The sequence below is a fragment of the Bacillus sp. 7705b genome, assembly GCF_002289525.1.
Taxonomy (GTDB): Bacteria; Bacillota; Bacilli; order Bacillales; family Bacillaceae; genus Bacillus; species Bacillus halotolerans.
Map to the genome: position 1 here is coordinate 60,978 of NZ_NSDH01000003.1, position 21,461 is coordinate 82,438.

Sequence of the window (21,461 nt, forward strand, 5' to 3'; positions counted from 1 at the left end):
ACATTTTCATGGTTTGTCAACCTTTTTAAGGTAAATATTTATTGTTATTTAGAGCTTTTGGCACGTTTATATAATATAAATGCGTAATTGATATAGATAAGATATAAAGCAAGATTAAATACACCTAAGTGAAAAAAATAAGAAAGAGATATACAAAATAAACCCCCTGCGATTATAAAGATATAGAACAATTTCATTTTACCAACTCCTATAATTGTTAAAATTCATTGTAAGATATAATAGACAAAATGTAAAATATATATGGATAAATGCAATATATAGTTTGCATGGGTTTTTTATATATGATATGCTACAGATAAATAAACCAATGGAGACTTGCCAATGAATAATAATTTGAAGTTGGAAAGAACAAGAGCGAATTTAACACAGGAACAACTTGCCGAAAAAATTGGAGTGACAAGACAGACGATTGGATTAATTGAAAAAGGGAAGTATAATCCTTCTTTACAATTATGTTTGAAAATTTGTATAGAATTGAAAGTTACTCTGAATGATGTATTTTGGACGCATAACAGGGAGGAAGAAACTAATGAAGGATGAGAGAATAAGTCATATTGAAAATAAAATAGGTCATGAAAGCTTTCTTTTAGTAATTGCTTTGGTTTTTGTCTCTTTTATACTTTCGATTATGTTTAAAATGCCGAGCACGTTAATGACAATTATCATATTGTTTGTTGGAAGCGGATATTATGGATTAAGAGCTATGTTAAAAGGCATTTTAAGAGTAAATCTGAAAAAGAAGAAGAAGAGTTCGTACTTTCTTTTAATTGTTTTTACTTTTATTCTGTATATGGCAACGTCGGTATTATTTAAAATCATTACATTCCCTTTTACAACTAAAGAATTCTTATTCCAAATTCTTATGTATATTTTATGGCTAATTCCTTTTAGTCTCATCATGTATACTACATATAAATTTTCAAACAGGCAGCAGAAAAAAGAATTAGAGAATTAATTAAGAGAGCTTAACCTAAATAACTGAATTAGGTTAAGCTCTCTTTTACTATATATAAATTGATCGATAGGTTATAGATGATTTTATGGAAAAAACTATTGATTTAGGATTTATTATGTAATATTATAATTCCCATGGTAAATTTATACTAGTTATTATTATTTACCTGAATAACTTTGAGGAGGAATATTGATGAACGCAAAAAGCATAAAAGACGTTGAACTTCAGGCATTGACTCTTGAAGAAGCTGAACAAATTGATGGAGGAAGTTATGCTAAATATCTTGGCAGTGCAGTAGTTACAGGTGCTGGCGCAGGTGTAGTCGGAGGAGTTCCAGGTGTTATTCTTGGTGCCCATGCAGGTGCAATTGCAGGGTCAGTTGGTTATTTAGGCGGGTCATTAATCGCAGGAAAATGGCTTTAAGGAGGGAATAGCATAAATGGAAAATAATAATCGTCTTTCAGAATTGAATGTAAAAGAAATGGAACAAATTGATGGCGGAGGTTGGAGAAGTGCCCTTGGCGGAGCTTTTTCAGGTGCATTAGTCGGTGCTTCAACAGTAGGCGTCGGTGGAGCAGCTGTTGGCGGACCCGTTGGTGGTGCCGGCGGAGCAATTACTGGCGGCATAGTTGGCGGTATAGTTGGCGGAATAAACGCTTGGTAATAAAAATACATAAAGAACTAGTTTGAACATTATGTAACAAGACCGGAAAGAGTATATCTTTTCTCGGTCTTGTTATATTTGTATTTATATATACATAATGTTTTGTAGCGTCTATTTATTATAAATTCTTTTAACTGACTATCTCAGTTATTTTGTTTCTTCCTTCCATTTCTCATCAATCAGCATCTTGCCAGGCCATGTATACGCCATGATGCCGCCGTCTGCGGTGATGTCTTCGCCTGTGACGTATGAGCTGTCGTCAGATGCGAGGAATAGCGCCACCGTCGCCATTTCCTTCGGCTTGCCAAGACGGCCGAGCGGCGTGATCCATTTGTTGGCTTCGCGGAATTTCTCGCCCATTTCCTGTTCCTTGGTGCCAGCTAATTTGTCAATAAGCGGCGTTTCAATCGTACCCGGTGAGATGGAATTGACCCGGATGCCGCTTCTTGCGTAATCAATTGCCATCGCTCTTGTCAGGTTTGTGATTCCGCCTTTTGCGGCGTTATAGCCGGAGCGGTCAAGGTCCGCAGCCCTGCCTGACATGGAGGAGGTGTTGATGATGGAGCCTCCCTTTTCGAGCATAAGCGGAATCAGATATTTGCTGCAAAGAAACGTGCCGCGCAGATCGACTGCGATAATGCGGTCAAACAGATCTACGGGATACTCGTGCACTTTTCCGCCTTCTTGATCGACGCCGGCGTTGTTAAAGAGAATATCAATCGTTCCGTACGCGTCTTTGAGTTGATCAGCAAATTGCTTTACGTTTTCTTCATCTGACACATCAAGGTGAAAAGCCTCAGCCTGTCCTCCGTTTTGTCTGATCGCTTCGACTGTCTCTTTCATTTGATCTTCATTCATATCGCCGACAATCACACGCGCGCCTTCATTGGCAAAAACCTCTGCCGTTGCTTGTCCAATGCCTGTCGCAGCGCCTGTGATCACAGCGGTTTTGTTATCAAGTCTTCCCATAACACGAATCCTCCTTTTTCTTTTTGTCTTCCCGCTGTGTGCAGTGATAAACATGTGAGAAAAGAAATGCCTGCATATGTTAAAATGAACTGGAAATTGTTGGGGGGTTTTATGTGTTTTGAAGATACAGCATAAGAAGGAACTCAGATTTTATAGTCTCATTACGATTCCGGCTGCGTTTGCTGTGCTGACTGTCATCTCTTTTTTATTGCAAGAGATTACGTTTCCGGTTACAGCTAGCGCATTTCTGAATGCTTCATGGCATAATCTATTGTTTCTGATACCGTTCTGTTTGTTTTTCTATCCGGTGCATATTTGGATGAAGCGGGAGTTTAGCCGATGGAATGATGCAGGACAAAAGAGAGGCTGATCCTCTCTTTTTCTTATCAGACTGTCTAGAAAAAATAGTGAAAACACCCCCAACTAATGTTAAATTTACATATATATGCATCTATTGATCTTTGATGAAAATCGTATTGACATGAGTCGTCATTTATGATAAATAGATGCTGAAAAGAGTTTACATAACATCACAAAGCATGAAAAAGGAGCGAGCTGAATGGCCAAAAAAGAGTTTAAAGCAGAGTCCAAACGACTGCTGGATATGATGATTAACTCCATTTACACTCAAAAAGAAATCTTTCTTCGCGAGTTAATTTCCAATGCGAGTGACGCGATTGACAAAATCTATTACAAAGCGCTGACAGATGATGCGCTAACCTTCGATAAAGACAATTACTACATAAAAGTCGCGGCTGACAAAGGCGCGAGAACACTGACCATCACGGATACAGGGATTGGAATGACAAAGGACGAGCTTGAACAGCACCTCGGTACGATTGCGAAAAGCGGCTCTTTTGCGTTTAAAAAAGAAAACGAACTGAAGGACGGCCATGACATCATCGGGCAATTCGGTGTCGGATTTTATGCCGCGTTTATGGTTGCCGATGTGGTGACCGTTATCAGTAAGGCGCTCGGCAGCGAGGAAGCGTATAAATGGGAGTCTGCTGGCGCAGACGGCTATACAATTGAGCCGTGTGAAAAGGATTCTGTCGGCACAGACATTATCCTGAAGATCAAAGAGAACACGGAAGATGAGAGCTATGATGAGTTTTTAGAAGAATATCGTTTAAAAGCGATCATCAAAAAGTACTCTGACTTCATTCGCTACCCGATCAAAATGGATACAACGGTTAATAAGCCGAAGGAAGGCAGCGACAATGAATTTGAAGAGGTGCAGGAGGAACAGACGGTTAACAGCATGGTGCCGATCTGGAGAAAAAACAAGAGCGAGCTGACAGATGAGGACTATGAAACGTTCTACGCTGAAAAGCATTACGGATTTGATAAACCGCTCACTCATGTCCATATCAGTGTTGACGGTGCCGTGCGCTACAACGCCATTTTATTTATTCCTGAAAACATGCCGTTTGACTATTATTCTAAGGAATATGAGAAAGGCTTGGAGCTCTATTCCAACGGCGTGCTCATCATGAACAAATGCGCGGATCTGCTTCCGGACCACTTCAGTTTTGTGAAGGGTATGGTCGATTCTGAGGACCTGTCGCTGAACATTTCCAGAGAAATGCTGCAGCATGACCGCCAGCTGAAGCTGATTGCGAAAAACATCAGCAAAAAGATCAAAAGCGAGCTGCAGAGCCTGCTGAAAAAAGACAGAGAAAAATATGAGACCTTCTACAAATCGTTCGGCAGACAGCTGAAGTTCGGCGTGTACAATGATTTTGGCGCGAATAAAGATCAATTGAAGGATCTCTTACTATTCTACTCTTCCAAAGAGAAAAAACTGGTCAGCCTGGACGAGTACGTATCCAGAATGCCTGAAGAGCAGAAATATATCTACTACGCGACCGGTGATTCATACGATCGCATTGAAAAACTGCCGCAAACGGAAATGGTAGCGGACAAAGGCTATGAAATTCTTTACTTTACAGAGGACATCGATGAATTTGCGATCAAAATGCTCGCTTCATATCAAGAAAAAGAGTTCAAATCTGTATCAAGCGGCGATCTTGGCATCGATTCAGAAGAGGATCAAAAGCAGTCTGAAGAAGAGGAAAGCAAGTACAAGGATCTGTTTGAGGAAATGAAAAATATCCTGTCTGACAAAGTGAAAAACGTCAGAGTATCGAAACGTCTCAAATCTCATCCGGTCTGCCTTGCAGCTGACGGTGAAGTGACAATCGAGATGGAAAAAATCTTAAATGCGATGCCGGACAGCCAAAATGTAAAAGCGGACAAAGTGCTGGAAATCAACCCGAATCACGAGGTATTCAAGACGCTGCAGAACGCTTTCGAACAAGATAAAGAGAAACTAAGCCTGTACACAAATCTCCTGTATAACCAGGCGCTTCTGATCGAAGGTCTGCCGATTCAGGACCCTGTGGAATTTACGAACAATATGTGCAAGGTGATGGTGTAACCATAAAAAAGGAATCGTCCCGATGAGACGATTCCTTTTTCTATTTATGACGTCCGTTCATTGAGCATACGGCTTTGTCTGTTGTTCTTTCTTTTAAAACGTTGTTTCAGGCTTGCTTCAATTTCTTCTAAGCTTTTCCCTTTGGTTTCAGGAACCATGTAAAGGGCGAAGAAAAATGAGAGAAGACAAATGACTGAAAAAATTGTAAACACCCATGCGATGCCCATGGCGCTGAGCATCAGCGGGAAGACAAGCGACACGATCAGGTTGGTTGCCGATAACACCAAAGTGGTAAAGCCCGTCGCGGCCCCGCGCGCTTTGGATGGGAAGAGCTCAGGCATCAGAACCCATACAACCGGACCCCATGTTGCCTGGTAGAATACGATATAAACTCCGAGAAAAACAACGGTCAGCCAAGCTGTTGATGTTGAGAGCCCCAGCGTCAGGAGCACAGCCGATAGTGCGGCCAAGCTCAGCGTAATACCGACGCTTCCCCAGATCAGCAGCTTTTTGCGGCCGATGCGGTCGATTAAAATCATAGCTGTAATACACATGATGACGTTGAGTACGCCGATTCCCATTGTGCCGAGCACCGATGCCGATGTGCCGAGACCGGCCTTAGTGAAAATGGTTGGCGCGTAGTAGATAACCGTGTTAATCCCGACAGCCTGCTGGAAAACGGCGAGGCCGACGCCAATGAGAAGCATAGGGCGAATCCATTTGGCTTTTAGCAAGCCGAGTGTTGTTTCTTTTTTCTCTGCTTCCCCTTGTTTCATATCTGCCAGTTCACGTTCAATATCTTCTTGATCATGAGTGATTTTCATGATTCGTTTCGCTTCATCTTCACGTCCGCGCTTCACGAGCCATCTTGGTGATTCAGGCATAAATGCGATCCCGATTAATAAAAGCACGGCAGGCACCGCAGCCAGCCCCACCATCCAGCGCCACGCTTCAAACGGTGTGAATAGATAGTTTACGATATATGCAAGTAAAATACCGGTGACAATCATTAAATTGTTCATCGTGCCGAGTGTTCCGCGGATTTTTGTCGGTGCCATTTCGGAAAGATATACAGGCACCAGCGCCGTTGAACCGCCTACGGCCAGGCCGAGAATGACCCGAGACGCGATCAGCATGGTAATGGTTTGAGAAAATGCACAAGCAAGCGCCCCGACGATAAAAATGATGGATAGAACAAATACGACTTTTCTCCTGCCCCAGCGATCGGAGCACGTGCCGCTTAAAGCGGAACCGAAAATCGCGCCGAGGAGCAGCATGCTGACAACCAATCCTTCTGTCAGTGTTGTTAAAGGGATATCATTGTTGATAAACAGCAGCGCTCCCGAGATAACGCCCGTATCATAACCGTAAAGCAGCCCCCCTAAAGCGCCGAAAAAGTAGATCATATATTTCCTTGTGTTTGTCTTCACAAATGTTCCTCCTCAGTCTTTGAGCCAATGAGTATGTACGATGTAACAAAGTTAATAGATTAGTACCCTTCTCCTAATCAATTTGAAACATTTGTTTGAAAAAAGATTGATTTCACAAAAGGAAATTCAAAGCCAAAACGAGGGATATTGGCGGTTTTTACGCAAGTTATTGATCACGATAGCGAGGATCACAATGATGGCAGATCCAATGAAAACGGGAAACAGTAATTACAGCACTTCATGGACGGGAGGAAAAAACATAAAAAAACCTTACTCGCCCGGAGTAAGGTTTTAATTAGGACATTTTTATGCTTCTCCCTCGTTGACGAAAACCAAGGCGGAGAATCCTTTTTTCTTATCAAATTGCAATTCAACGACGGTAACGTCTGGATTGAAGTTGTGGTATTCCTCTAAGAACTGAATAATGCCTTCTGAAATGTCATCTGACTCAAGCTGCTTGTGATGCAGGCCATATTTGGCTTCAGCGAAGAATCCTGTTCGCTTGTTGTAAGACAGCTCTTTTACTTCAACGTCCTCAGGGTAAATCTCTTCTTCATTAGAAATATACACACAAATCCCGTCTACAATTTCTTGCTCGTTTAATACTAATTTCATTACCTAAAAGCTCCTTCTGTATGTCTTCGGTGTTTTAAATGCGCGAATGATTGCAATGACTATGATTAAAATAATGATCAAAGCGATGACATCAACGATCCAGGCAATAGGCGAAGGGCCATAAGAAACATAGCCTGGGCCCCCGACTGGATGATAAGTGTAACCCCAAGGGTGCATCATGCTGATCATAAACATGCTCGTTGTGAATCCGCTATAATAGCCAAACCATCCTGATGGCGAGAATCCTGCATTGTAATAATGATTCACTGAAACATAACGTCCGCCAACATAAGCTTTAGATGTTTTTCCGCTGTATGTCTTTCCGCTTACTTTTGATGTGGCGCCGGAAAACGTGCCTGACGATGTTTTAGAGCTTGATGAGCTTGTCTTTTCGGAAGATTTCTTTTTCAGTGAAATCGATGATGATGAATCATCAGACGTTTTGGACTTTTTGCTTGAAGAGCTTGATCCTGAACTGTAGCTTGATTTCGGGCTGGATTTATAGCTTCCGCTGTATGACGAGCTTGAACTTCGGCTGCTGTGACTGGATGATGAGCGGCCGCTAAAACTTTTTGCGTGAGAAATGGCTGATGGCAGCAGTACACCTAAAGCAACGGTTACTGCAACTAAGGCTTTAACATATTTCAGTTTCATTCTGTTTCCTCCATAGACCGCCGAAACGGCCCGTTATTTCTGGTTTGAATCATATCAATCTTTCATATCATGTTTAGCTTTTTCAATCACTTTCTTTCTGAGATAAACTACCTTTATTTTATCGGATTCATGCCTCTTTTTGTAAGTGTTGCATCAAAATCAAACCAATTTATGGGCAAAAAAACAGCCTTCTCCATGGAGAAGGCTGTTTTTTTCTTATGCGAACAGCTTATCAATAAACGAAATATCCTCTTGAGAAAGCGTTACATCGGCTGTTTTGATGTTATCAATCAGCTGATCGGCACGTTTTGCTCCAGGGATTAAAATATCAATTTCCGGTCTTGCCAAATACCAAGCCAATACGATGTGAGGGATGTCCACGTTGTGCTTTTCAGCAATCGGCGCCAGTTTGTTGACCTTTCTGATATTTTCTTTGAAACGCTCGCCCTTGAAGTGTTCCTGTTCGTTTCGCAGGTCTCCTTCAGGGAACGTCGTATCTTCCGTATATTTTCCAGCCAGTAATCCTGATACAAGCGGGAAGTAAGGGATGAATGAAATATTGTGTTCCTTCGTATACGGGAAGAAGGTTGTTTCCGCTTCACGGTTTAACAGGTTGTATTCACCTTGGAGCACATCGACCAAACCGTCTCTGTTGGCTTCCTTCAGCTGTTCCAGAGAGAAATTGGAGACACCGATGGAACGGATTTTTCCGGCTTGCTTCATTTCATTCAGTGCGTTAACCGCTTCATCCTTCGGCGTATGTTCATCCGGAAAGTGAATGTAGAACAGATCGATATAATCGGTATTCAAACGTTTCAGGCTTTCATCAACTGATTTTTTCAGAAACTCAGGCGAATTATCAAAAACAAAGTCATTTCCTTCTTTTCTGTGCGCGGCTTTTGTGGCGATGACCACATCTTCGCGATTGAACTCACGCAGCACTTCACCAATTAGCTCTTCCGAACGGCCGATGCCATAAATATAAGCAGTGTCTAACATGGTCACGCCATTACGAATGGCCTCGCGAACCAATTCTTTTCCGGTTTCTTCATTCAGATTCGGGTAGAGGTTATGTCCTCCGACAGCATTTGTTCCTAATCCGATAGGGAAAACCTGCAAATCTGATTTTCCGAGCGTTGCTTTTTTCATGATCTACCTCCTGGAATAAAATTGATGAAAGACTCTCAACACTATTGTAAACGTTAGGCCAGATGAATGCCGATTTGGTGCTCATGGCAGTACTGCGTGTACTCGTCATCTAACGGCTGAGAGGTCACAATACAGTGCAGTCTGTCAAAGGGCGCATAGGTCAGCAGCGTTGATTTTCCGAATTTTGAATGGTCGGCCAATAAATACACTTCTTTCGCTTTTTCAGAAATCCTCTTTTTAATGTCATACTCGAGCAGATCTGAATTGGTCAGTCCGTGTGTCAGTGTTGTTCCGGTTGCAGACATAAAGGCTTTATTGATATTGTACTTCTCCAAAGTGCCCGGATCATCCATGCCGACAAAGGAGCGTGTTTTTCTTTTATAGTTGTTTCCGATAATGATTAGGTTGATATTCTTCATAGCCGATGCCGCATTGATAATGTCCAAGCTGTTGGTTAAAATGGTGACATTTTTGTTCGGATCAAGCGTATCGAGAATCGACTTGGTTGTTGTTCCTGAGTCAATGAAGATTAAGTCATGGTCTTCAATAAACCGGGAAGCATAATGGGCAATTTTTGTTTTCTCATCTTGGTGCTGGATGGTGCGATTCTCAAAAGGAACAAGTGCGGTTTTCTCAATTGATGTTACGCCGCCGTATACTTTTTCGATCGCACCTTTTTCCGTCAGCTTGTTGATATCGCGTCTGACTGTGTTTTTTGAGACATTGAAAACCTGGCACAGCTCATCTAAGGAAACAGTGCCATGCGATAAAATGTACTCCTCCATTTCCTGTATCCGCATCAGTTTCATACAAAAAACTCCTTCTTGAATCTTAAAGTAATGTAAATATATAATAAAAACCAAAAGTTAATCAATAGTTGCTTAAAAAATGATAACATTGGTATGTATCTTTTGCAAGATTCGCCGGACTTCCAGGCGGTCTCTTGCATTACTGAAAGATTAGTATAATAAAAATAATGAAAAAATGTAGTGTTTGTGATTGACTTATGGGTATTATACGATTAGAATATAACCAAGAAATGACCAAGAAGTAACCTGATGTGTGTGATTTCAGTGATGATATGGTTGCTTACATAAAAAGTGTATCTAACCATTGATTTTTTTTGTTTTTTTGAAAGCGTTTAATTGTTATCTTATGAATCTATCCTGAACCATCCATACAAGTGTATGTGTTTACTAATGAAGGAGGCAATAAGAATGGCAGAAATCAGAAAATTAAAAAACTATATCAACGGTGAATGGGTTGAAAGCAAAACGGATCAATATGAAGACGTTATCAATCCGGCTACGAAAGAAGTGCTGTGCCAAGTGCCGATTTCTACAAAAGAAGATATTAATTACGCGGCTCAAACAGCGGGTGAGGCATTTAAAACATGGTCGAAAGTGGCGGTTCCGCGCCGTGCGAGAATTCTATTTAACTTCCAGCAGCTGCTGTCTCAGCATAAAGAAGAACTTGCTCATCTGATTACCATCGAAAACGGCAAAAACACAAAAGAAGCTCTGGGGGAAGTGGGACGCGGGATTGAAAACGTTGAGTTCGCAGCCGGCGCGCCTTCTCTGATGATGGGTGACTCACTTGCTTCTATTGCGACGGATGTGGAAGCGGCCAACTACCGCTACCCAATTGGAGTTGTCGGCGGAATCGCACCATTTAACTTCCCGATGATGGTTCCTTGCTGGATGTTCCCAATGGCCATTGCACTCGGCAACACATTTATTTTAAAGCCGTCTGAGCGTACGCCGCTGTTAACGGAGAAATTGGTTGAGCTTTTCGAAAAAGCGGGCCTTCCAAAAGGTGTTTTCAACGTCGTATACGGTGCGCATGACGTTGTGAATGGCATCCTCGAGCATCCTGAAATTAAAGCGATTTCATTCGTAGGCTCAAAGCCGGTCGGTGAATACGTCTACAAAAAAGGAAGCGAAAACTTAAAACGTGTTCAATCTCTGACAGGCGCGAAAAACCACACGATTGTCCTGAATGACGCGAATCTCGAAGACACGATCACAAACATCATCGGAGCAGCCTTCGGTTCAGCCGGAGAACGTTGCATGGCTTGTGCAGTTGTGACAGTTGAAGAAGGTATCGCTGATGAATTCATGGCGAAGCTCCAAGAAAAAGCCGCTGAGATTAAAATCGGAAACGGCCTTGATGACGGCGTATTCTTGGGACCGGTTATTCGTGAGGACAACAAGAAACGCACGCTCAGCTACATTGAAAAAGGGCTGGAAGAAGGCGCGAGACTCGTTTGTGACGGACGTGAAAATGTGTCTGACGATGGCTACTTTGTCGGCCCGACAATCTTCGATAATGTCACAACAGAGATGACGATCTGGAAAGACGAAATCTTTGCTCCTGTCCTATCCGTCATTCGTGTGAAAAACCTGAAAGAAGCCATTGAGATTGCCAACAAGTCTGAATTTGCGAATGGCGCCTGCCTGTTCACATCCAATTCGAATGCCATCCGCTACTTCCGTGAAAATATTGACGCGGGAATGCTCGGCATCAACCTGGGTGTGCCGGCACCGATGGCGTTCTTCCCATTCTCCGGCTGGAAGTCTTCATTCTTCGGAACGCTGCACGCGAACGGTAAGGACAGCGTTGACTTCTACACGCGTAAAAAAGTGGTGACAGCAAGATACCCGGCACCTGATTTCAACTAAACGACGAACAGCCGAACGGCGTGTCTCTGCGCTGTTCGGACTCATTCTTACCATAGAAAGAGGAGGGCTTAACCATGAGTCATTTGTTGCGTAAGCCGCAGTCGAATGAAGTATCAAAAGGCGTCAAACTTGTGCATGAAGTAACGAAATCAAACTCAGATCTTACCTATGTAGAGTTTAAAGTGTTAGAACTCGCATCCGGTTCAAGCTATACAGAAGAATTGAAAAAACAAGAAATCTGCATTGTGGCAGTGACGGGAAAAATCAAAGTGACGGATCATGAATCTACGTTTGAACATATCGGTACGCGTGAAAGCGTATTTGAGAGAAAACCGACAGACAGCGTCTATATCTCCAATGACCGTGCCTTTCAGATTACGGCAGAGAGTGATGCGAGAGTGGCGCTTTGCTATTCGCCATCAGAGAAACAGCTTCCGACAAAGCTGATCAAGGCGGAAGACAACGGGATTGAACATCGCGGAAAGTTTTCCAACAAACGGACCGTTCACAACATTCTTCCGGATTCAGATCCTTCAGCTAACAGCCTCTTAGTGGTTGAAGTGTATACAGACAGCGGAAACTGGTCCAGCTACCCGCCTCATAAACACGATCAAGACAACCTGCCGGAGGAGTCCTTCTTGGAAGAAACCTACTACCATGAATTAGATCCGGGCCAAGGCTTTGTATTTCAGCGCGTTTACACAGATGACCGCTCCATTGACGAGACAATGACTGTAGAAAATGAAAACGTTGTCATCGTTCCTGCGGGATATCACCCGGTAGGTGTGCCGGACGGATATACGTCCTACTATTTAAATGTCATGGCAGGACCGACGCGAAAATGGAAGTTTCATAATGATCCGGCTCATGAGTGGATTTTAGAACGCTAACAAGTGAGGAGTGGCTGTTTACGATGAAGTATACATTCAATGAAGAGAAGGACTTTGATATTGTTGCCATCGGCCGGGCGTGTATTGATCTGAACGCGGTTGAATACAATCGCCCAATGGAAGAAACGATGACATTTTCGAAATACGTCGGCGGCTCGCCTGCGAATATCGCGATCGGCAGCTCAAAGCTCGGCTTAAAAGCGGGCTTTATCGGCAAAATTCCAGATGACCAGCATGGCAGATTCATAGAGTCCTATATGAGAAAAACCGGCGTAGACACAACGCAAATGGTCGTTGATAAGGAAGGGCATAAAGCCGGTCTCGCATTTACTGAAATTCTGAGTCCGGAAGAATGCAGTATCTTAATGTACCGCGATGACGTGGCCGATCTTTATCTTGAGCCTTCAGAGGTAAGCGAGGACTACATCGCAAATGCGAAAATGCTGCTCGTTTCCGGGACAGCGCTCGCTAAAAGCCCGTCACGGGAAGCGGTGTTAAAAGCCGTTCAATATGCGAAAAATCACCAGGTAAAAGTCGTGTTCGAACTGGATTATCGCCCATATACATGGCAGTCAGCCGATGAAACAGCTGTTTACTATTCTTTGGTCGCTGAGCAGTCCGATATCGTCATCGGAACACGGGATGAATTCGATGTCATGGAAAACCGCACAGGCGGCAGCAATGAAGAGTCTGTCAATTCTTTATTTGAGCATTCTGCCGATCTCGTCGTCATCAAGCACGGCGTAGAGGGCTCTTACGCATACAGCAAATCCGGCGAAGTCTTCCGCGCCCAAGCGTACAAAACAAACGTGCTGAAAACCTTTGGGGCCGGTGATTCATATGCTTCGGCCTTTATCTACGGGCTCGTCAGCGGAAAAGACATTGAAACGGCATTGAAATACGGAAGCGCCTCAGCCTCCATTGTTGTCAGCAAGCACAGCTCATCGGAAGCCATGCCGACGGCGGATGAAATCGTACAGCTTATTGAAGCACAGTCATAATTGAAAAAGATCGAGTAAAGGTGGGATCGTTTGTGGGTAAGAAAATTCGCTTAACAACAGCACAAGCGCTGATTAAATTCTTAAACCAGCAGTACATCCATGTTGATGGCAAGGAAGAGCCTTTCGTAGAAGGGATTTTCACGATTTTCGGTCATGGAAATGTTTTAGGGATTGGGCAGGCGCTTGAGCAGGATGCTGGCCATTTAAAAGTGTACCAAGGGAAAAATGAACAGGGAATGGCGCATGCGGCAATGGCGTACAGCAAGCAAATGCTGAGAAGAAAAATTTACGCGGTCTCAACATCTGTCGGACCGGGAGCGGCCAACTTAGTGGCGGCAGCCGGCACTGCATTGGCAAATAATATTCCTGTTCTCTTCATTCCGGCAGATACATTTGCGACAAGACAGCCCGACCCTGTACTGCAGCAAATGGAGCAAGAGTACAGTGCGGCGGTTACAACAAACGATGCATTGAAGCCTGTATCGAGATACTGGGATCGCATTACACGCCCTGAGCAGCTGATGAGCAGCTTGCTTCGCGCTTTTGAAGTCATGACTGATCCGGCAAAAGCGGGTCCGGCGACCATTTGCATTTCTCAGGATGTGGAAGGCGAAGCGTACGATTTCGATGAAAGTTTCTTCGTCAAACGGGTTCACTATATTGATCGCATGCAGCCGAGCGAGCGTGAACTTCTAGGTGCGGCAGAGCTGATCAAAGCCAGCAAAAAACCTGTGATTCTCGTAGGCGGAGGCGCGAAATATTCCGGTGCGCGCGATGAATTAATCGCCATTTCTGAGGCCTATGACATTCCGCTGGTTGAAACACAGGCAGGCAAATCGACAGTGGAAGCTGATTTTCCGAACAACTTGGGCGGAATGGGCATCACAGGAACACTCGCGGCAAATAAGGCGGCCCGCCAGGCTGATTTGATTATCGGTATCGGCACAAGATATACGGATTTTGCGACATCCTCTAAGACCGCTTTTGATTTTGATAAAGCGAAGTTTCTGAACATCAATGTCAGCCGAATGCAGGCGTATAAACTCGATGCGTTCCAAGTGGTAGCGGATGCGAAAGTGACGCTTGGCAAACTGCGCGGCTTGCTTGAAGGCTATAGGAGTGAATTCGGTTCAACGATCAAGGAGCTGAAGGACGAATGGCTTGCTGAACGTGAACGCCTCAGCAAAGTGACGTTTAAACGGGAAGATTTTGATCCGGAAATCAAACATCATTTCTCTCAAGAGATTCTAAACGAGTACGCTGACGCGTTGAATACCGAGCTTCCGCAAACAACGGCATTGCTGACGATTAACGAGACCATTCCTGAAGACAGTGTGATTATCTGTTCGGCAGGCTCTCTTCCGGGAGATTTGCAGCGTTTGTGGCACTCCAATGTCCCGAATACGTATCACCTGGAGTACGGATATTCCTGCATGGGCTATGAAGTGTCCGGCACACTGGGGCTTAAATTGGCTCACCCAGACAGAGAAGTGTATACGATTGTCGGAGACGGCAGCTTCCTGATGCTTCATTCCGAACTGATCACAGCGATTCAGTATAACAAGAAGATCAATGTGCTGCTTTTTGACAACTCAGGATTCGGATGTATCAACAACCTGCAAATGGACCACGGAAGCGGTAGCTACTACTGTGAGTTCCGCACAGATGACAACCAAATCTTGAATGTCGATTACGCGAAAGTCGCTGAGGGTTATGGCGCGAAAACGTACCGTGCTAACACAGTAGAAGAGTTAAAAGCGGCGTTAGAGGATGCGAAGAAACAAGACGTATCAACGTTGATTGAAATGAAAGTGCTGCCAAAAACAATGACTGACGGCTATGACAGCTGGTGGCATGTCGGAGTGGCTGAAGTATCTGAACAAGAAAGCGTTCAAAAAGCATATGAAGCAAAAGAGAAAATGCTCGAATCTGCAAAGCAGTATTAGAGGGGAGGCATCATGATGGGCAAACATGAAATCCTGTGGGGGATCGCTCCCATTGGGTGGCGGAATGATGATATGCCTGAAATCGGAGCGGGAAATACACTTCAGCATTTGTTAAGTGATATTGTTGTCGCGCGTTTTCAAGGTACGGAAGTCGGGGGCTTTTTCCCCGAGCCTTCCATTCTTAATAAAGAGCTTAAGCTTCGGAATTTACGCATTGCTGGAAAATGGTTCAGCAGTTTTATTTTGCGTGACGGACTTGGTGAAGCGGCGAAGGCATTTACCCTGCATTGTGAGTATTTGCAGCAAGTCAATGCGGATGTCGCAGTTGTCTCTGAACAAACCTACAGCGTGCAAAGTCTGGAGAAAAACGTGTTCACAGAGAAACCGCATTTTACTGATGAGGAATGGGAACGGCTTTGTGAAGGATTAAATCATCTTGGGAAAATTGCCGATCAGCATGGCTTAAAGCTGGTATATCATCACCATCTCGGCACCGGCGTCCAAACAGCGGCTGAAGTGGACCGCCTGATGGAGGGAACAGACCCTGCACATGTGCACCTCCTCTACGATACGGGTCATGCGTATATTTCTGACGGCGACTACATGGGCATGCTGAAAAAGCATATCGATCGCATTAAACATGTCCATTTTAAAGATGCCCGGCTGAATGTCATGGAAAAATGCAAACTCGAAGGGAAATCGTTTCAGCAAGCGTTTTTACAAGGCATGTTTACGGTTCCCGGTGACGGCTGCATTGATTTTAGAGACGTATATCAGCTGCTGTTAAAGCACAATTATTCCGGATGGATTGTCATTGAAGCTGAACAGGACCCCGATGTCGCAAACCCGCTTGAGTATGCATTGATCGCGAGAAACTATATTGATGAGCAGTTGCTGGATCTGGCGTAATGGGGACTGGATATATGAGCAATACCAATGCAGATTCGGCCTTCAATAAACGGACAATCGCGGCAGCATTGGCTAACTATATTGATGCCGGTTCGATTGTGGCTGGATCTGCTGGTTTATCGTTATGGGTCAGTTACCTGAAGCTGTCAGATACCCAAATCGGATTGCTCGGCGCGTTGAGCGCGAATGCCATCTCTGCCGCTGTCGGCGCCCTGCTTGGCGGGTATCTGGCGGATAAAGTCGGACGAAAAGCTGTTTATACGAACAGCATGCTGATTTATGCGCTGGGGATTTGTTTCGTCCTGTTTAGTGTTAATTTCCCCATGCTGTTAAGCGGTTACATGATTATCGGGCTATCAGTTGGCGCTGATATCACCGCCTCATGGACAATTATCGCGGAAAACGCACCTAAGAAAAACCGGGCCCGCCACTGCGGGGTGGCACAGGTTGCGTGGGCCGCAGGGGCAGTCGCTGTTCTGCTTCTCTCTGTGTTGGTCGGTGATTTAGGTCTGTTGGGAAATAAAATTGTGTTTGCTCATCTGCTGGTGATTGCGCTGATTACGTACGTCCTCAGAATCAGGCTTCCTGAGTCAGACGCGTGGCAGCAGAAAAATAAGCCCGCAGACACACAGGCGGCAGAGAAGCCGGCTGTATTACACAAAACCTCTTATTTTGATTTGCTCAAGCCTAAGTATCTAAAAAGCATCCTGTTTTTAATGGGTGTGTACTTGGTTTGGAACTTAGCCGCCGGCGTTATGGGCTTCTTTATGCCTTACATTTATCAGCAGGTCGGCGGGGTATCTGCCAACATGGCAAATCTTTTGCAAATGGGCCTGTTTATCTTTACCGGCCTTGGGGTCGCTCTGATCTTTATGCCCTTTGCAGATCAATATAGAAAAACGGTTTTTGGAATCGCTGCTTTTATGGCCGTCATCGGCTGGACGCTGTTTCTGCTCCCGGTTGAAGGACTGCCGGTCCTGCTTCTGTTTATCGTGGTGATGGGGATCAATAACGGAGCCGGCCAGCAAGCGAACTATCAATTATGGGCCAGCGAAATTTTTCCTACTCAATACCGTGCTTCCGCACAAGGACTGATGTTTTTCCTTGTTCGTATCTCAATAGGGATTTGGAGTCTGTTTGTCCCAATGATTATCAGCCATTTCGGCATTGGAACGATGGCTGCAATTCTCCTCGGGTGTGTGACGGCCAGCATGATGATCGGGCTTCTTTTCGCGCCGAATACATCTGGCAAGTCGCTTGAACAAATTCAAGAGGAACTCTACGGATCTCCTCGGAGCCAAGTAAAGCAAGAAACTGAAAGCAAAATGATGTAACAAACAGAGGGAGTGGCTGTCAATGAGTTTACGTATTGGTGTTATTGGAACTGGAGCAATCGGAAAAGAACATATTAACCGCATCACAAACAAACTGTCCGGCGCAGAAATTGTAGCTGTAACGGATGTGAATCAAGAAGCCGCACAGAATGTCGTCGAGCACTACCAATTAAACGCAGCAGTATATCCTGATGATGACAGCCTTCTGGCAGATGAAAATGTAGACGCTGTCCTAGTGACAAGCTGGGGGCCTGCGCACGAATCGAGTGTGTTGAAAGCGATTAAAGCCCAGAAATATGTATTCTGTGAAAAGCCGCTCGCGACAACGGCTGAAGGATGCATGCGCATCGTCGAAGAGGAAATGAAAGTGGGCAAACGCCTTGTTCAAGTCGGCTTCATGCGCCGTTATGACAGCGGTTACGTACAGCTGAAGGAAGCGCTTGACAACAATGTCATCGGCGAGCCGCTTATGATTCACTGCGCGCACCGCAACCCAAGTGTAGCTGATAACTATACAACGGATATGGCCGTTGTCGATACACTTGTTCATGAAATTGATGTGCTGCACTGGCTCGTCAATGATGACTACGAGTCCGTTCAAGTCATCTATCCGAAAAAATCAAAAAATGCCCTGCCGCACTTAAAAGATCCGCAAATCGTAGTCATTGAAACAAAAGGCGGTATCGTCATCAATGCTGAAATCTATGTGAACTGTAAATACGGTTATGACATTCAATGTGAGATCGTCGGAGAAGAAGGCATCATCAAGCTTCCTGAACCATCGAGCATCAGCATGAGAAAAGAAGGCAAATTCAGCACAAATATTCTGATGGATTGGCAGAGACGCTTTGTGGATGCGTACGATGTGGAAATCCAAGACTTCATTGATTCGATCCAGAAAAAAGGCGAAGTCAGCGGGCCGACGGCTTGGGACGGCTATATTGCTGCCGTTACGACTGACGCGTGTGTAAAAGCCCAGGAATCTGGACAAAAAGAAAAGGTTGATTTGAAGGAAAAACCGGAATTCTATCTATCCTTTACAACAGTGGAAAACTAGGAATATGGAGGAGTGAAAAAAATGAAATTAGCATTGGATCCATCGATGTATCGAGATGATTTAACGTTGGAGGAAATGGTCTATAAAACGGCGGAGCTTGGCTATGAATATATTGAACTTTCCCCGCGCGAGGATTTTTGTCCATTCTATAAATATCCGAAAGTCGATTCAGCAAAGATCAAACAATTAAAGCGGCTTTTAAGGGATACAGGTGTTAAGCTTTCATCACTCCTTCCACTTTACCACTGGGCGGGTCCTGAAGAAGACCGCCGCCAGGCTGCGGTGCGCAACTGGAAAAGGGCAATCGAAATTGCGGTTGAACTTGAAGTGGATTTGATGAACAGTGAATTCAGCGGTTCAAAATATGATCCTTTAACAAGCGAAGAAAAATTTATCAAATCCATGGATGAGCTTCTGCCAGTCTTTGAAAAAGAAGGCATTAAACTCAATCTTCAAGCCCATCCGTACGATTTTATCGAAACGCACAAAGGTGCGATGGATATGATCCGCGCGCTCGACAAGGATTGGATCAACCTTGTCTACTCGACTGCGCATACGTTCTTCTACGATGACGGAAAAGGCGATATCGCGACAATGTTTGACGAAGCCGGCGACCGTCTCACACATGTTTTATTTGCAGATACCTTTAATCATAAAGCGGCTCACGGTCTGCGCTACATCGTCAATCCGCCTGACGCGAAAGTAACGGTTCACCAGCATTTGGACATTGGTCAAGGCGAGGTTGATTTTGATACGATTTTCAGAAAACTGAGAGAGATGAAGTTCGACGGAATTGCGACGAATGCCGTGTTTGCTTGGGTCGACGAAAGAGCGGATGAATCAAGCCGATTTATGCTTGAAAAAATGAAAGAAGAATTAGGTCTGGCATAAGCTGAGCATGGAGTTCGGCGGGATATGGCGAACAGCCTTCCTGCCGAACTCCCTTCATATCTAAAACGCAGATGGGGGAGTCTGACATGAAACTTTGTTTTAATGAAGCAACAACATTAGAAAACTCAAATCTTAAACAGGATGTAGAGCTATGCGAAAAGCATGGCTATGATTATATTGAAATCCGCACAATGGATAAGCTGCCGGAGTACTTAAAAGACCATTCATTGGCCGATCTTGCGGAATACTTTCAAACCCATCACATTAAACCGCTTGCCTTAAACGCACTCGTTTTCTTCAATAACCGTGATGAAAAGGGCTATCAGGAGATCATTGCTGAATTTAAGGGCATGATGGAAACCTGCAAAACCCTCGGTGTGAAATATGTGGTGGCCGTTCCGCTTGTGACGGAGCAGAAAATCTTAAAAGAAGAGATCAAAAAGAGCTGTGTAGAGGTGCTGACTGAGCTTTCTGATATCGCCGAACCGTACGGCGTAAAAATCGCCCTTGAGTTTGTCGGCCATCCGCAATGTACAGTCAATACATTTGAACAGGCGTATGACATCATCAATACTGTCAGCCGCGACAATGTCGGGCTTGTCTTTGACAGCTTCCATTTCCATGCGATGGGATCAAATATTGAAAGCTTAAAGCAGGCGGACGGGAAGAAAATCTTTATTTATCATATTGACGATACGGAAGATTTCCCAATCGGCTTTTTAACGGATGAAGATCGCGTATGGCCCGGCCAAGGGGCGATTGACTTGGATGCCCACTTATCATCCCTCAAGGAAATCGGCTTCTCTGATGTGGTATCCGTTGAGCTGTTCCGGCCTGAATACTATAAGCTAAGTGCTGAGGAAGCCATTCAAACAGCGAAAAAAACAACGGTTGATGTCGTATCGAAATACTTCAACATGTAACGGATAAAGGAGGGGTGAACATGGCTTTTGTATCGATGAAAGAGCTTCTTGAAGATGCAAAGCGGGAGCAATATGCGATCGGCCAGTTTAATATCAATGGTTTGCAGTGGACGAAGGCGATTTTGCAAGCGGCGCAAAAGGAGCAATCACCAGTCATCGCCGCGGCTTCCGATCGCCTTGTCGACTATTTAGGCGGATTTAAAACGATTGCCGCCATGGTCGGCGCGTTAATGGAGGAAATGGCGATTACCGTTCCCGTGGTGCTTCATCTTGATCACGGAAGCAGTGCGGAACGCTGCAGACAGGCCATTGATGCCGGATTCAGCTCAGTGATGATTGACGGCTCTCATCAGCCGATTGACGAGAATATCGCGATGACAAAAGAAGTCACCGATTATGCCGCAAAGCACGGCGTGTCAGTAGAAGCCGAAGTCGGCACGGTCGGAGGAATGGAAGACGGGCTGGTCGGCGGGGTCCGCTATGCCGATATCACGGAATGTGAGCGGATCGTCAAAGAAACCAATATCGACGCGCTAGCCGCTGCCCTCGGCTCTGTACACGGCAAATATCAGGGTGAGCCGAATCTCGGATTTAAGGAAATGGAGGCTATCTCCCGCATGACTGATATTCCCCTCGTTCTTCACGGGGCATCCGGGATTCCGCAGAATCAGATCAAAAAAGCCATCACGCTCGGCCACGCGAAGATCAATATCAATACGGAATGTATGGTAGCCTGGACAAACGAAACACGCCGCATGTTTCAGGAAAACAGCGATCTGTACGAACCGCGCGGCTATATGACACCCGGCATTGGAGCCGTGGAAGAGACAGTGCGAAGCAAAATGAGAGAGTTCGGATCAGCCGGTAAAGCAGCTAAGCAGCAGGTCGGCTGAAGAGACCTGAAACCGCCGAGATGGCGGTTTTTTTGTGCG

At 44.7% G+C, this 21,461-nt stretch carries 22 protein-coding genes and 1 pseudogene; 16 read left to right on the forward strand and 7 right to left on the reverse strand.

What is annotated here, in order from left to right; translation table 11 throughout:
• The first annotated feature begins 342 nt into the window (after nt 1-342).
• From CJU60_RS00710 to CJU60_RS00725, 4 genes are all read left to right on the forward strand, one after another.
• Entirely contained in the window at nt 343-561 is a 219-nt protein-coding gene (locus tag CJU60_RS00710) for a helix-turn-helix transcriptional regulator (protein ID WP_024123463.1), read from the forward strand.
• Nucleotides 551-976 (forward strand): DUF6773 family protein, encoded by a 426-nt coding sequence (locus CJU60_RS00715; protein WP_024123462.1) that lies wholly within the window; start codon nt 551-553, stop codon nt 974-976. The genes CJU60_RS00710 and CJU60_RS00715 overlap by 11 nt, the downstream gene beginning before the upstream one ends.
• A gap of 192 nt (nt 977-1,168) precedes the next feature.
• Nucleotides 1,169-1,399 (forward strand): hypothetical protein, encoded by a 231-nt coding sequence (locus tag CJU60_RS00720; protein WP_024123461.1) that lies wholly within the window; start codon nt 1,169-1,171, stop codon nt 1,397-1,399.
• A gap of 58 nt (nt 1,400-1,457) precedes the next feature.
• Nucleotides 1,458-1,640, forward strand: a complete 183-nt coding sequence (locus CJU60_RS00725; RefSeq protein WP_213401721.1) for a hypothetical protein — start codon at nt 1,458-1,460, stop codon at nt 1,638-1,640.
• A gap of 147 nt (nt 1,641-1,787) precedes the next feature.
• Here CJU60_RS00725 and CJU60_RS00730 read toward each other — a convergent pair whose 3' ends face one another.
• The gene (locus tag CJU60_RS00730; protein ID WP_095712620.1) at nt 1,788-2,609 is read right to left on the reverse strand and encodes an SDR family oxidoreductase; all 822 of its coding nucleotides are present in this window, start codon (nt 2,607-2,609) and stop codon (nt 1,788-1,790) included.
• A gap of 118 nt (nt 2,610-2,727) precedes the next feature.
• On the opposite strand from CJU60_RS00730, the gene CJU60_RS00735 reads away from it, so the two are divergent.
• Together CJU60_RS00735 and htpG are read left to right on the forward strand one after the other, a co-directional pair.
• A complete protein-coding gene (locus CJU60_RS00735; RefSeq protein WP_095712621.1) occupies nt 2,728-2,979 on the forward strand; it encodes a hypothetical protein in 252 nt (83 codons plus the stop codon).
• A 189-nt stretch (nt 2,980-3,168) separates the two neighbouring features.
• Nucleotides 3,169-5,049 (forward strand): molecular chaperone HtpG, encoded by a 1,881-nt coding sequence (gene htpG, locus CJU60_RS00740; RefSeq protein WP_095712622.1) that lies wholly within the window; start codon nt 3,169-3,171, stop codon nt 5,047-5,049.
• A 44-nt stretch (nt 5,050-5,093) separates the two neighbouring features.
• On the opposite strand, the gene CJU60_RS00745 is transcribed toward htpG, so the two are convergent.
• From CJU60_RS00745 to iolR, 6 genes and pseudogenes are all read right to left on the reverse strand, one after another.
• Entirely contained in the window at nt 5,094-6,479 is a 1,386-nt protein-coding gene (locus CJU60_RS00745; protein WP_095712623.1) for a sugar porter family MFS transporter, read from the reverse strand.
• Between the two features lie 126 nt (nt 6,480-6,605).
• A pseudogene (locus CJU60_RS21665) lies at nt 6,606-6,707 on the reverse strand (HPP family protein); the annotation flags it as partial.
• A 78-nt stretch (nt 6,708-6,785) separates the two neighbouring features.
• On the reverse strand, nt 6,786-7,094 hold the full coding sequence (locus tag CJU60_RS00755; protein WP_095712624.1) for a DUF2653 family protein: 309 nt from the start codon (nt 7,092-7,094) through the stop codon (nt 6,786-6,788).
• 3 nt (nt 7,095-7,097) lie between these two features.
• The gene (locus CJU60_RS00760; RefSeq protein ID WP_095712625.1) at nt 7,098-7,748 is read right to left on the reverse strand and encodes a hypothetical protein; all 651 of its coding nucleotides are present in this window, start codon (nt 7,746-7,748) and stop codon (nt 7,098-7,100) included.
• Nucleotides 7,749-7,964: 216 nt separating this feature from the next.
• The gene (locus tag CJU60_RS00765; protein WP_024123451.1) at nt 7,965-8,897 is read right to left on the reverse strand and encodes an aldo/keto reductase; all 933 of its coding nucleotides are present in this window, start codon (nt 8,895-8,897) and stop codon (nt 7,965-7,967) included.
• A gap of 53 nt (nt 8,898-8,950) precedes the next feature.
• Complete coding sequence (gene iolR / locus CJU60_RS00770; protein ID WP_024123450.1) at nt 8,951-9,706, reverse strand: myo-inositol utilization transcriptional regulator IolR; 756 nt, start codon at nt 9,704-9,706, stop codon at nt 8,951-8,953.
• Nucleotides 9,707-10,114: 408 nt separating this feature from the next.
• On the opposite strand from iolR, the gene iolA reads away from it, so the two are divergent.
• The 10 genes from iolA (at nt 10,115) to iolJ (ending at nt 21,422) form a co-directional block, all read left to right on the forward strand.
• Complete coding sequence (gene iolA / locus CJU60_RS00775; protein ID WP_095712626.1) at nt 10,115-11,578, forward strand: methylmalonate-semialdehyde dehydrogenase; 1,464 nt, start codon at nt 10,115-10,117, stop codon at nt 11,576-11,578.
• Between the two features lie 74 nt (nt 11,579-11,652).
• The gene (gene iolB, locus CJU60_RS00780) at nt 11,653-12,468 is read left to right on the forward strand and encodes a 5-deoxy-glucuronate isomerase (protein WP_095712627.1); all 816 of its coding nucleotides are present in this window, start codon (nt 11,653-11,655) and stop codon (nt 12,466-12,468) included.
• A gap of 23 nt (nt 12,469-12,491) precedes the next feature.
• Nucleotides 12,492-13,469 (forward strand): 5-dehydro-2-deoxygluconokinase, encoded by a 978-nt coding sequence (iolC, locus tag CJU60_RS00785; protein ID WP_095712628.1) that lies wholly within the window; start codon nt 12,492-12,494, stop codon nt 13,467-13,469.
• A 32-nt stretch (nt 13,470-13,501) separates the two neighbouring features.
• Nucleotides 13,502-15,415: a 3D-(3,5/4)-trihydroxycyclohexane-1,2-dione acylhydrolase (decyclizing) gene (gene iolD / locus CJU60_RS00790; RefSeq protein ID WP_095712629.1), complete on the forward strand. Its 1,914-nt coding sequence runs from the start codon at nt 13,502-13,504 to the stop codon at nt 15,413-15,415.
• 15 nt (nt 15,416-15,430) lie between these two features.
• The gene (gene iolE, locus CJU60_RS00795; protein ID WP_095712630.1) at nt 15,431-16,324 is read left to right on the forward strand and encodes a myo-inosose-2 dehydratase; all 894 of its coding nucleotides are present in this window, start codon (nt 15,431-15,433) and stop codon (nt 16,322-16,324) included.
• A 14-nt stretch (nt 16,325-16,338) separates the two neighbouring features.
• Nucleotides 16,339-17,658: an MFS transporter gene (locus CJU60_RS00800; RefSeq protein WP_095712631.1), complete on the forward strand. Its 1,320-nt coding sequence runs from the start codon at nt 16,339-16,341 to the stop codon at nt 17,656-17,658.
• 22 nt (nt 17,659-17,680) lie between these two features.
• Nucleotides 17,681-18,715 carry a bifunctional inositol 2-dehydrogenase/D-chiro-inositol 1-dehydrogenase gene (gene iolG / locus CJU60_RS00805; RefSeq protein WP_095712632.1) on the forward strand — a complete coding sequence of 345 codons (1,035 nt, stop codon included), beginning with the start codon at nt 17,681-17,683 and terminating at the stop codon, nt 18,713-18,715.
• 21 nt (nt 18,716-18,736) lie between these two features.
• Complete coding sequence (locus tag CJU60_RS00810) at nt 18,737-19,606, forward strand: sugar phosphate isomerase/epimerase family protein (RefSeq protein WP_024123442.1); 870 nt, start codon at nt 18,737-18,739, stop codon at nt 19,604-19,606.
• A gap of 86 nt (nt 19,607-19,692) precedes the next feature.
• Nucleotides 19,693-20,529, forward strand: a complete 837-nt coding sequence (iolI, locus tag CJU60_RS00815; protein ID WP_095712633.1) for a 2-keto-myo-inositol isomerase — start codon at nt 19,693-19,695, stop codon at nt 20,527-20,529.
• Nucleotides 20,530-20,549: 20 nt separating this feature from the next.
• A complete protein-coding gene (iolJ, locus tag CJU60_RS00820) occupies nt 20,550-21,422 on the forward strand; it encodes a 6-phospho-5-dehydro-2-deoxy-D-gluconate aldolase (protein WP_024123440.1) in 873 nt (290 codons plus the stop codon).
• The last annotated feature ends 39 nt before the right edge of the window (nt 21,423-21,461 follow it).